This is a genomic window from Paenimyroides viscosum (assembly GCF_003858535.1).
In the GTDB taxonomy this organism is placed as follows: domain Bacteria; phylum Bacteroidota; class Bacteroidia; order Flavobacteriales; family Flavobacteriaceae; genus Flavobacterium; species Flavobacterium viscosum.
On the sequence record NZ_RQTJ01000027.1, the window covers coordinates 25672 to 37858 of the forward strand.

9 protein-coding genes and 1 other RNA gene are annotated in these 12187 nt (G+C 31.8%); 5 read left to right on the forward strand and 5 right to left on the reverse strand.

Going from position 1 to position 12187, the window contains the following annotated elements:
• Positions 1 to 3 precede the first annotated feature (3 nt).
• The 3 genes from EG242_RS11260 to EG242_RS11270 all read left to right on the forward strand — a co-directional run bounded on the left by EG242_RS11260 (position 4) and on the right by EG242_RS11270 (position 3962).
• Positions 4 to 1626, forward strand: a complete 1623-nt coding sequence (locus EG242_RS11260) for an MFS transporter (RefSeq protein WP_124899969.1) — start codon at positions 4 to 6, stop codon at positions 1624 to 1626.
• Between the two features lie 313 nt (positions 1627 to 1939).
• Positions 1940 to 2833, forward strand: coding sequence for an EamA family transporter (locus tag EG242_RS11265; RefSeq protein ID WP_124899970.1), 894 nt, complete (start codon positions 1940 to 1942; stop codon positions 2831 to 2833).
• Positions 2834 to 2837: 4 nt separating this feature from the next.
• Positions 2838 to 3962 carry a cysteine desulfurase family protein gene (locus EG242_RS11270; protein ID WP_124899971.1) on the forward strand — a complete coding sequence of 375 codons (1125 nt, stop codon included), beginning with the start codon at positions 2838 to 2840 and terminating at the stop codon, positions 3960 to 3962.
• 73 nt (positions 3963 to 4035) lie between these two features.
• Here the strand turns inward: EG242_RS11270 and pheT are convergent, their stop codons facing one another.
• The 4 genes from pheT to EG242_RS11290 all read right to left on the reverse strand — a co-directional run bounded on the left by pheT (position 4036) and on the right by EG242_RS11290 (position 9614).
• Complete coding sequence (pheT, locus tag EG242_RS11275) at positions 4036 to 6471, reverse strand: phenylalanine--tRNA ligase subunit beta (RefSeq protein WP_124899972.1); 2436 nt, start codon at positions 6469 to 6471, stop codon at positions 4036 to 4038.
• Between the two features lie 64 nt (positions 6472 to 6535).
• A complete protein-coding gene (locus tag EG242_RS11280) occupies positions 6536 to 6952 on the reverse strand; it encodes a thiol-disulfide oxidoreductase DCC family protein (RefSeq protein ID WP_124899979.1) in 417 nt (138 codons plus the stop codon).
• A 19-nt stretch (positions 6953 to 6971) separates the two neighbouring features.
• On the reverse strand, positions 6972 to 7433 hold the full coding sequence (locus EG242_RS11285) for a hypothetical protein (RefSeq protein ID WP_124899973.1): 462 nt from the start codon (positions 7431 to 7433) through the stop codon (positions 6972 to 6974).
• Positions 7434 to 7439: 6 nt separating this feature from the next.
• Entirely contained in the window at positions 7440 to 9614 is a 2175-nt protein-coding gene (locus tag EG242_RS11290) for an endonuclease MutS2 (RefSeq protein WP_124899974.1), read from the reverse strand.
• A gap of 87 nt (positions 9615 to 9701) precedes the next feature.
• On the opposite strand from EG242_RS11290, the gene ung reads away from it, so the two are divergent.
• On the forward strand, positions 9702 to 10361 hold the full coding sequence (gene ung / locus EG242_RS11295; RefSeq protein ID WP_203227714.1) for a uracil-DNA glycosylase: 660 nt from the start codon (positions 9702 to 9704) through the stop codon (positions 10359 to 10361).
• A 466-nt stretch (positions 10362 to 10827) separates the two neighbouring features.
• Here the strand turns inward: ung and ffs are convergent.
• Positions 10828 to 10925: signal recognition particle sRNA small type (ffs, locus tag EG242_RS11300), an RNA gene on the reverse strand.
• Positions 10926 to 11013: 88 nt separating this feature from the next.
• On the opposite strand from ffs, the gene EG242_RS11305 reads away from it, so the two are divergent.
• Positions 11014 to 12075 (forward strand): glutaminyl-peptide cyclotransferase, encoded by a 1062-nt coding sequence (locus tag EG242_RS11305; RefSeq protein ID WP_124899976.1) that lies wholly within the window; start codon positions 11014 to 11016, stop codon positions 12073 to 12075.
• Positions 12076 to 12187: the final 112 nt, after the last annotated feature.

Genomic DNA, 12187 nt, shown 5'->3' on the forward strand with positions numbered 1-12187 from the left:
TGTATGAATCCTACTGTAAAAACTAACTATCCGGCATTATATACTTTAATTGTGGTCTTCTTTTTTTGGGGATTTATAGCTGCCGGAAACAACATTTTTATACCATTTTGTAAAGATTATTTTCATTTAGACCAATTTCAGTCGCAATTAATAGATTTTGCGTTTTACACAGCCTATTACATTGGTGCATTGGTTTTGTTCGCCTTAAGTAACGTTAAAGGAAAAGATCTGGTCACTTTTTGGGGGTATAAACGTAGTATTGTTTACGGTTTGTTATTTTCTACCATTGGTGCAGTTGCAATGATTTTAGCGGTTGAAGCCAATGTTTATTACGGAATGTTGATTGGCTTGTTTGCCGTTGCTTTAGGATTTTCATTGCAACAAACCGCAGCAAACCCGTTTGCTATTTTGTTGGGCGATGAAAAAACAGGAGCAAGCCGCGTAAATTTAGGCGGCGGAATTAATTCATTAGGTACAACAATTGGTCCGTTAGTAGTTGCTTTTGCTTTGTTTGGAACAACTGCGGCTGTAAGTGATAATCAGATAAAATCGTTAAGTTTAGATAAAGTGGTGTTGCTATATGTTTGTGTAGGCTTGTTGTTTATTGCTGCTGCTGCTTTGTTTTACTTTTCTAAAAAATTACCCGAGGGAAAAAGCATCGAACCAATAGAAAAAGCTCCTAAAGCATTAAATATATTGGTATTAATGACGGTTTTGTTAATGCTATGTTTCAGTTTTGTTTTTTCTACTTATAGAGAAACGGAAGAATTAGTGAACAAAATTGAAATTGAAAACACTCGAGTTATGTGGCTTACAGTTGCTTTCGCAGTTATTTTAGTAGGATTGCTTTTTGCGTATAATCGTGCAAAGGCAAAACCAGAAGGTTGGGGCGCGATGAAATATCCGCAATTGGTGTTGGGAATGCTGGCAATATTTATGTACGTTGGAGTAGAAGTGGGGATTGGAAGTAACTTAGGAGAGCTTTTAAAATCTAAAGAATTTGGCGGATTATCATCGTCTGAAATTGCACCTTATATTTCCATGTATTGGGGCAGCATGATGATTGGTCGTTGGGCTGGAGCCGTTAGTGCTTTTAATCTTTCACGGAATAAACAACTGCTTTTAACGGTAATTCTACCAATAATTGCCTTTGGAATTATTATAACAGCAAATATTTTAGCAGAATACAACATGCAGTATTTCTATGCATTTATCGGGTGCGTAATTTTACAAATTGCTTTAATAATTCTAACCAAAAATACACCGGCAAAGACTTTAATGGTTTTTAGTTTATTTGGTATAATTGCTTTAATTGTTGGTTTGAATACCACAGGAAAAATTGCAATTTATGCATTTCTTTGTGGAGGATTGGCTTGCAGCATCATGTGGCCGGCAATTTATAATTTAAGTTTAATGGGATTGGGAAAATACACCGCGCAAGGATCGGCATTTTTGGTAATGATGATTCTGGGTGGAGGGATTATTCCGCCTATCCAAGGAAAAATCGCAGATATTATTGGTATTCATTCATCATATATTGTATCGTTGGTATGTTTTATTTATTTATTGATTTTTGCTTTTGTAGTGATAAGAATTTTAAAGAAACAGAATATTGTAATTGAATAATAAACTGTAGTGTATTATTAAATAATCACAGATTCACCGATTTCTTAATTAAAATATCATCAACATAAAAATTTATAGGTAATCGTTGAAAGCGACGCATTTTAATATCTGTGAATTTTAAGTTTTCACTGATTTAAAATATATCTGTGTATCTGTGGAAAAAAAATAAGATATTTATTTTTAAGTACTTGTGTGTAATTAAATTGTGCTCTATGAGGTGTTTAAAATATAATTATAAAATCGCATTGTAAATTAACAATGCGATTGTTTTTTCTACCTAAAACTAAACTACATTTGCGTTTTTATTTGTGAAATGCAAAATTTTAAATATTACTTAATTGCTTTCTTGGCTTTTATGTTGTGGGGTTTTTTCAGTTTGGCTTTAAAACCTATTTCTTATGTACCGTCATTTGATATTTTGTTTTACAGAATTACCTTTTCGGCAATTATCATTATTTGTTTTACGTTGCTTTTCAGACGAAAAATTTTTCTGAAGGATATTTATATTTTTAAAAATCTACCACAAAAAGAAAAACGAAAAGGATTGTATCTAACATTAATAGGTGGCGTTTTGTTAGGTATAAACTGGTTTTTATTCATTTATGTTGTTAATCAAATCAATGTGCAATCTGCGTCATTTGCTTATTTAGTTTGCCCTATTATTACTACATTTCTGGCAAACATCATCTTAAAAGAAAAATTAAAAAAAATACAGTGGATTGCCGTTTTAATAAGTTTCACAGGCTGTTTAATTTGTTTTATAAGTAATTCAAACAATCTGTTTTTTGCGTTAGTAGTAGCTTTTACCTATACTTTTTACTTGATTTCGCAACGATCTAATATCTATTTTGATAAATTAAACGTACTAACTGTTCAAATTATACTTATATTCTTTTTTTCATTGCCTTATTATTTTGTAAACGGTTTTAGCATTCCAGCTAATCCATCATTTTACATGTATGTTTTTGCAATAGCAACCTTGTTTACCTTGGTGCCTTTATACATGAATTTGTACGCATTAAAAGGTGCATCGGCATCAAATGTTGGGATAATGTTGTACATAAATCCGTTAATTGCGTTTATGCTTGCAATCTTTTATTATAATGAGCATATAAATGCTTTACAATTTGTATCATATTTCTTAATTTTGCTATCGGTTTTTATTTTTAACTACCAAATTCTAACACAACTTACTAAGAAACTATAAAGTAATGAACCAAATATATCTAGACAATGCCGCGACTACCTCTGTAAGACCAGAAGTTGTTGAAGAAATGGTAAAAATATTAACGAATGATTTCGGAAATCCGTCATCAACTTATTCAATTGGTCGTCATACAAAAGCATTGATCGAAGCATCGCGTAAAACAATTGCCAAGCAGTTTAATGTAACGGCAAGCGAGATTATTTTTACATCGTGTGGAACCGAAGGAAACAACTGGATTATTCGTTCATCGGTACGCGATTTAGGTATAAAAAGAATCATTACAACAAAAATGGAGCATCATTGTACCTTGTATTCTATCAAGGAAATGGAAAAAGAATACGGTACAAAAATCGATTATGTGAATGTTTTACCCAATAGCGAAATAGATTTTAGCCATTTAGAAGAGTTGTTGAAAGATTCGCAGCCAACTTTAATCAGTTTAATGCATGTTAATAATGAAGTAGGAACAGTTTTAGATTTGAAGAAAGTAGCTAATTTGGCACAGCAATACAATGCATTGTTTCATTCAGATACAGTTCAGTCTGTAGGAAAAGTTGAAATTCCTTTAGATGAAATTCCTGTCGATTTTATTGTAGCTTCGGCACACAAATTTCACGGACCAAAAGGTGCAGGATTTGTATTTATACGCAAAAAAAATGTGTTAAAACCCTTAATCGTTGGTGGCGAACAAGAAAAAGGAATGCGTGCAGGTACCGAAGCGCCTCATCAGGTTGTTGGTATGGCGAAAGCATTAGAATTATCGTATCAAGATTTAAATAAAGATCGTACAAAAATTACCGAATTACGTGATTACTGCAAAGCAAAATTACAAGAAACTTTTCCAGATGTACAATTTAACGGAAACGGATCGGCTTTCTACAATGTATTAAATATTCGCTTACCATTTTCGCCAGAGAAAGCTGCAATGATGTTGTTTCAGTTAGATATGAAAGGAATTGCGGTATCACGCGGAAGTGCCTGTCAATCGGGAAGCCAAAAACCATCGCATGTTTTAGCGGAATTTTTAGATGAGGTTGAAATTAAAAAACCAAGTTTACGTTTATCATTTGGTCACGAAAACAAAAAAGAAGAAATAGATTATTTAATTGATGTTTTAAAAAGTATATAAGATTCAATTAAATTGCAAAGTATAAAAAATGCCCCTAATTTTTTAAATTAGGGGCATTTTTATGTTGTTTACTTTATCTTAATTCAGCACCAACTTCGGTTTGTAACTGGTTTTGAATTTTACTCATAATTTTATCAATCTGTGCATCGGTTAACGTTTTGTCTTTGTCTTGCAACTTCATGCTAATTGCATAAGATTTGGTTCCTTCTGGTAACTTATCACCTTGATAAACATCGAACAAAGAAACATCAAAAATTAAATTTTTATCAACTTGTTTTACAATTTTGTAAACATCTGCAAACGATACTTCATTCTTTATCAATAAAGCCAAATCGCGTTTTACAATCGGATATTTAGAAATTTCGGCAAATTTAATTTTGCTAGAAACTACATTTAAAATGTTGTTCCAATTAAAATCTGCATAAAAAACATCTTGTTTAATATCGAAATGTTTTAAGATCGATTTTTTTACGTTACCAAATGTAACAACTTTTCTATCACCTAAATAATACGAAATTCCTTCAGAAAAAACGTCACTTTCATTAGGTTTAGTTTCAATGTTTTTAAGTCCTAAACGAACCAATAACGCATCGATATATCCTTTAAACAAAAAGAAATCAACAGAAGTTGCAGGCGTATTCCAATTAATACTGTTGCTGTTTCCTGTTGCAAACAAAGCTAAATGTTTGTATTCTTCGTAACCAGATAAGGTTTTTGCGTAAGTTTTACCAAATTCAAAATATTTTAAATCGGCTTTCTTACGATTAATGTTATAAGCGATAGATTCTAATCCGCCAAAAAGTAAGGTTTGACGCATAATTGATAAATCTTGACTTAAGGGATTTAGAATGGCAACTTGTTGGTTTTTATTGATATCGGTAATTAAATCGTTATAAGCTGTAGTTGTTAACGAATTCGACATTGTTTCGTAAAAACCTTGACTTACCAATTGATCTGCTGCAATATTCTGTACTTTATGATCGTCGGTTTTAGATCCGTAAGCAATAGTTGCGTTGATTTTAGATCCAACTTTTATGTTGTTGAACCCATAAACACGTAGAATTTCTTCGATCACATCGATCTCACGCTGCACATCAACACGGTAAGGCGGAATCGACAAGCCTAAACCTTTATCGGTAATATTGGTGACTTTGATATCTAACGAAACCAAAATTTTCTTGATTGTTTCTTGCGGAATAGACTCACCTAATATTTTATGAACATTACTGTAATTTAAGAAAACTGAGAAATCTTCTATTTTCTTTGGATACAAATCTGTAATGTCAGATGTAATTTCTCCACCGGCAATATCGGTAATTAAAATAGCGGCATGTTTTAACGCATAGGTTGTAATACTTGGATCAATTCCTCTTTCAAAACGGAACGATGCATCGGTAGAAATACCATGCGCTTTAGCCGTTTTACGAATACTTACTGGGTTAAAATAGGCACTTTCTAAAAATATAGCCGTTGTGTATTCACTAACTCCAGAATTTAATCCACCTAAAACACCAGCCAAGCAAAGTGGTTGGTTTTCGTCGCAAATTACAATGTCTTCTGCATGCAATGTACGTTCAACACCATCTAATGTTGTAAACTTTGTGCCTTCTGTAGCATTTTTTACAATAATCTTGTTTCCTTTAATGCGCGATGCATCAAAAGCATGTAATGGCTGACCCAATTCGTGTAACACATAATTAGTAGCATCAACAATATTATTTTTAGGCGTGATAGCAATTGCTTTTAACGAATTTTGCAACCAAGCTGGTGACGGCTTCACTTCGATACCCGAAATTGTTACTCCTGCATAATGTGGCGCCAATTTACTGTCTTCAACAATAATATCGTATTTCAAGGTACGTTTTTCAACCTTAAACTTGCTTATACTTGGTGTAATTAATTCTGAATAAGTGTTTTGTGGCTTGTTTTGAATTAAACCTGCACGTAAATCACGCGCAACGCCCCAATGACTCATAGCATCGGCACGGTTTGGTGTTAAACCTATTTCAAAAACGGTATCGGTATACACTTCAAAAACTTCGGCAGCAGTAGTACCTGGTTTAAATTTATCATCTAAAACTAAAATTCCGTCATGACCTTCACCTAAACCTAATTCGTCTTCGGCACAGATCATTCCAAAACTTTCTTCGCCGCGAATTTTTCCTTTTTTAATAACAAAATCATTACCTTCTTTATCTGTTAAAACAGTACCAATAGTTGCGACAGGTACTTTTTGCCCCGCAGCCACGTTTGGTGCGCCACAAACAATTTGTACAGGCGGTTCGCCATTGCCTAAATCAACTTTTGTGATACGAAGTTTGTCTGCATTTGGATGTTGTTCGCACGAAATTACATGACCAACAACAACGCCTTTTAATCCGCCTTTTAAACTTTCGTAAGCGTTGATACCTTCTACTTCTAATCCTAAATTCGTTAAAATTTCGGCTGTTTCTTCCGGAGCGATATCTAATTTGATAAACTGTTTTAACCAGTTATATGATATTTGCATTGATTTGTTTTTTAAAGTACAAATATACAGATTGCTGTACGTTTGATGAAATTATTTGGTTTATTTATGATAAAAATTTTGATCGAACTTCTGCAGACGGAATCATACATTCCTCTTTTTTACCGTACCATTTGTAACGATTTTTTGCTATGTATCGATAAATGGAATTTCGTAAACTTTTTGGTGCAATTTTACCAATTTGCAACAACGGATAGAAACCGCTTAATTGTTTGGAAATTTCTAAAGCAGCATCGCTTTCTGTAAAATAAGCTACACCCGGATTGTACAGTATAATGGAATCAATAGACGGGTTGACACCAATATATTGAATGATTTCTTTACCAAAATTTGACTGTAAAGACGCAAAAACAAACAAGTTGTTTTTATCTGCTTTTATTACTTTTTGAATGGTTTCATCGCAAAAATTACAAACGCCGTCAAAAAGAATCAACTGTTTATTTGGTGGTATTTTATCAATTATATTCATTTTTTATTGATATTTATTCAATAGATATTATATCGGGTAATTCTTTTAAACGAATAGATTTGTTTTTATTGTTGTTGATATAATTTATAATTAGATTAAAATCTTTAAACTTTCCAATTATCTTATTATTAATACTATAATAACCAAATTTATCAAAACATATAACATCATTATTAAATTCTAATCTATATCTAACATCTATATAATTTGGTTTAAAATCTACACTGTCTGGATTATTACTTATAATAGTAATATTTTCAATTAATTCTTTGTCATAAATATTTAAATATGAAATACTCGATTCTAAGTTTTCAATAAAATCCTCACAATTGATACTTGTTATTGTTGTCACGCCTTGGTCACCATAAAAGAGTTTACCATAAAAAACTTTATCAATATTTGAATTTTCATGAATATTTCGTTTACATGATGTTGCCAACAGTAAATAAAATAAGACTAAACTAATTCTAATCATTTTTGATTATTTTTTTCGTTCGACCATTTCTAATTGATCCAAAGTAACTTTCGATGTAAAGAAACCGTAGTTTACCGTTGCTTTATTTTTCTCGATTGTATCTATGGTTCCAACCGATTTTCCATCGATCATACGAACCCGATCACCAACTTTTAACTCGAAATTTGTTTTATTTGCCTGTTGTTGCTGTTGTTCTTTTACTTTTTTCTCTTTCTTTTCTTCGCGAATTTTTTCCAGTTTTTCTTCCACATCAACCTTTAACTGTAAAACTTCCTGTTCTTTTACCTTTTTCTCTTTTACAGTGATTTTCTTGCGTTTGGAATTTTCAATTTCTACTGTTTTAAGCAATTCGCCAATAAGCGTTTTCTTGTCTTTATTGTTGAAATATTTTTCGGAAAGGTCATCAAAACGTTGTCCTAAATAAATCAAACGCTGGTTAGCATCGTACAATTCCTGATAACGTTCTAACTTATCTTGAATTTTTGTGTTGATGTTCGACATTTTACTGCTTTCTTCGCGCGCACGTTTTTCTTCTTCTTTTAAATTTTCCGATGTTTTTTCTAATCGTGAACGTTCTTTTTGAAGATTCGCAATAGTTTTATCAAAACGGACTTTATCTGTTTCGATTTTCTTTTTCGCTCGATTGATCAATCCGTACGGAATTCCGTTTTTCTGAGCAACTTCAAATGTAAACGAACTTCCCGCTTGTCCTAAACTCAACTTATACATGGGTTCCAACGATTTTTCATCGAACATCATGTTGGCATTTGTAGCATTCGGCAATTCGTTTGCCAAAATTTTTAGGTTAGTGTAATGCGTGGTAATGATACCAAAAGCTTCACGATCGTAAAATTCTTCCAGAAAAACTTCGGCTAAAGCACCACCTAATTCCGGATCAGATCCTGTTCCAAATTCATCAATTAAAAACAAGGTTTTATCGTTACATTTCTTTAGAAAGTAATTCATGTTTTTTAATCGATAACTGTAGGTACTTAATTGATTTTCAATAGACTGATTGTCACCGATATCGGTTAAAATTCTATCGAACAAAAAAGTTTCACTGCGTTCATGCACCGGAATTAACATGCCGCTTTGCAACATTAACTGCAATAAACCAATTGTTTTTAAGGTAATTGATTTTCCGCCGGCGTTTGGACCCGAAATAACAATAATTCGCTCGTTATTAGTTAATTCTATGGTTTGTGGATACGTTTGCTTGCCTTTAATTCGGTTGTTTAACAATAAAATAGGGTGGAACGCATCGCGAAAAAACAGTCTTTTTTCTGTTGATATATTTGGAAGTATTCCGTTTATTTTTTCGGCATGTTTTGCTTTAGCTGCAGCAATATCAATATGCGCCAAAAGATTTTGGAAAACAATCAGTTCTTCATGAAACGGACGAATGCTATCAGTCAGAACTCGTAAAATTCGCATGATTTCCTCGCGTTCTTCGTATTCTAAATTACTTAATTCCCTAGAAAACTTAAACGTATTTTCGGGTTCCATATAAATAATACTTCCTGTTTTAGACTGACCCAAAACCGAACCTTTTATTTTTTTACGATGCATTGCTAGAACCGCCAATACTCTGCGATTTTCTACAATCGATTCTTTAATATCATCTAAATATCCTGCCGAATTATACTGTTGCAATGCAAAACCAAAACTCTGGTTTATCTTTCCGCGAACAATCTGTATATTTTGTCGAATTGCTTTTAAATCAACCGAAGCGGTATCTTTAATTTCGCCGTATTTATCAAGAACCTGCTCAATATTCTGTAAAATGATTTTATTGGGCTGGGTTATGGTTGTGGCATTGTATAAAGCGGTGTAATATTCTTGGAACTTCTTTAAAAAAGTTATTAATTCGTTGGTGGTTGATACCAATGTGGCAATTTTTTTAAAGCCAGATGCTTCTAAAAAACTGTCTTCGATACGCAACATTTTTAATTCGTAATTAATCGGATCAAAATAGTGCGACGGTATAGCATTTTGGTTGCTGAAAGAAGACACGTATTCTGACGTTTGCTTTAACTCTTGTAACAGCTGTTCTTTGTTTGCAATTGGTTCTATAAGCAACGCATGTTCTTTACCAATTTCGGTAGTGCATAAATCGCTTATTTGTTCTAATATGGTGCTGAATTCTAAATCTTGTAATGTTTTTTCTGCAATCAATTTCATTTGTAAATTCTCTATCAAGTATCAAAGTTACAAACAAATTATCATTTAAAGGAATATGTGTTAAATTTGAATTTTAAAAATGAAAAAATGAATAGCTGGAAAGAATTTATCGCTTTAGAATCATCAAAAGATTATTATCAAAAATTAAAACAAATTATTGATACTGATTATGAAAAGGAAACTATTTATCCGCCAAAAGAGTCTATTTTTAACGCTTTTAAATATTGTCCGTTAGATAAAGTTAAGGTAGTGATTTTGGGTCAGGATCCTTACCACGGACAAGGTCAGGCACATGGATTAAGTTTTTCTGTAAATAAAGGAATTGCTTTACCGCCATCGTTACGTAATATTTACGGAGAACTGCAAACCGATGTGAATTTCACTAATCCAGGTCACGGCGATTTAACAGAATGGGCTAAACAGGGCGTTTTATTGTTGAACGATGTTTTAACGGTTAAAGCTGGACAGGCGGGAAGTCATCAAAAATTAGGTTGGGAGCAGTTTACAGAAAATGTAATAAGTTTTTTATCTAACGAAAAAAGCGGTTTGGTTTTTATGTTATGGGGAAATCATGCACACAAAAAAGGAAAAAACATCGACAGATCAAAACATTTGGTTTTAACAAGCGGACATCCGTCGCCCATGAGTGCTAATCAAGGCAAATGGTTTGGTAATAAACATTTCTCACAAACAAATGCATATTTAATAAAACAAGGTAAAAGTCTTATAGATTGGCAATTAATTTAAACTATATAAGTAGTTTTAGTAAAAAAAACAATAAATAATGTTAAAAACCAATTTTAACATGGCACTTTTTTAATATAAATGTATATTTAGTGAATAAAATTAGTTTTTGTTTTAATAACAAAAATTTGTTTGTTGTTTACTTAAATTTTAAGCTATCTATCAACTTAGATAGCTTTTTTTTGTATTTAATTTTGCGATAATTAAAGTATAAAAAAATAAACACTTAAAATTTTATAAATTTTAAGTGTTTATAAATCGTATAAATTCTTTTTCAAAGCGTAAATTATAATTCAAACTATATTCCATTTTTTGACAAATGAATATTTATTTGTATTTAATTGATTATAAGCAGATTGTGTTTTATAAAAACAGAATGATTAAAGAAAAATTGTGAATAATATCTACACTATTGGTGATAAAAACTACAAAATGTAAGATAAAATAGTGGGGAAGAAGTTTAATAAAAAAAGGCAAGCGACCTACATCGCACCGCTACAACCACATACCTTTGCTGTGTTCCCACCCTGGAGGAGTCTGTAGGAGCTGGTCGTGTAGGACTTGCCAGTGCAAATATACAAACAAATTATATTATTGCAAGACTTTTGTCAAATAAAAAAAGGGTTGTATAATTGTATAAATAAAAATTTAAACCATGAAAAATTATAAATACTTAAGTTTCTTTGCTTTATCATTATTATTTGTTGCTTGCAAAGATGATAAAAAAGTTGAAAAGCTTGAATTTTCTACCCTAAAGCAAACTTATGCCTTAAATGAGGATGTTGTTTTACAGTTAAAAAGTGAATCAAATGAAATAGATTCAGTACAATATTTTATGAATGATCTAAAAATTGGATCGGTAAAAAATAACGAACAATTCACATACAATTTATCACAAGCTAAACATGGCGCACAAGATATAAAAGCAATTACTTATAGTAAAGGATCGGCAAATGAAGGATCAATAAAAATCAATATTTTATCAAACGTTCAACCAGCATTCTATTCATACACCATTGTAAATACGTATCCACATGATATAAAAGCGTACACACAAGGTTTAGAGTTTTATGGAGATTTGTTAATTGAAAGTACGGGAAATGGCGAAGGCATTGGCACAGGAACTAAAGGTAAATCTAGTATTCGTAAAGTAAACCCGAAAACCGGTGAAGTTATTAAAATTAATGAGTTAGATGATGCTATTTTTGGCGAAGGAGCAACGGTGTTAAATAACAAAATATATCAGTTAACTTACTTGAATAACGAAGCGTACGTTTATAATTTAGAAACATTGCAAAAAGAGCAAACCATTCCTTATTTCAAAAAAATGCAAGGGTGGGGCTTAACAAACGATGGTACTAATTTATACATGACCGACGGTAGTGACCGCGTTTATATAGTGAACCCAACAGATTTTAGTTTAATTGATTATTTTGTTTTAGCAACAAATCAAGGAACGGTTCCCCGTGTAAACGAATTAGAATGGGTTAATGGTGAAATTTATGCTAATTTTTATGGACAAGATGCTATTGGAATTTTTAATCCTAAAAATGGATCTGTTAACGCTGTGGTTGATTTAAGCGATTTAAAAAACAAAGTTACCAAACACCCAGATTTAGATGTTTTAAACGGAATTGCCTACAATAAAAAAACAGATACTTTTTTTGTAACTGGTAAAAATTGGGATAAAATGTTCGAAATAAGAATAAATAAATAATGAAATTTAATTATTAGAATTACTATAAAAGCCGCTAATTAGCGGCTTTTTGTTTTAACCCCTATAAACCTAGCGTAATTTATGTAATTTAGAAGTATAATGTTTTAAGCTA

Coding starts and splice junctions, on each gene's coding strand:
- ung (WP_203227714.1), top strand. CDS start 9,702: ATGAATAGCTGGAAAGAATTTATCGCTTTAGAATCATCAAAAGATTAT.
- EG242_RS11270 (WP_124899971.1), top strand. CDS start 2,838: ATGAACCAAATATATCTAGACAATGCCGCGACTACCTCTGTAAGACCA.
- EG242_RS11265 (WP_124899970.1), top strand. CDS start 1,940: ATGCAAAATTTTAAATATTACTTAATTGCTTTCTTGGCTTTTATGTTG.
- EG242_RS11290 (WP_124899974.1), bottom strand. CDS start 9,614: ATGAAATTGATTGCAGAAAAAACATTACAAGATTTAGAATTCAGCACC.
- EG242_RS11260 (WP_124899969.1), top strand. CDS start 4: ATGAATCCTACTGTAAAAACTAACTATCCGGCATTATATACTTTAATT.
- EG242_RS11305 (WP_124899976.1), top strand. CDS start 11,014: ATGAAAAATTATAAATACTTAAGTTTCTTTGCTTTATCATTATTATTT.
- pheT (WP_124899972.1), bottom strand. CDS start 6,471: ATGCAAATATCATATAACTGGTTAAAACAGTTTATCAAATTAGATATC.
- EG242_RS11285 (WP_124899973.1), bottom strand. CDS start 7,433: ATGATTAGAATTAGTTTAGTCTTATTTTATTTACTGTTGGCAACATCA.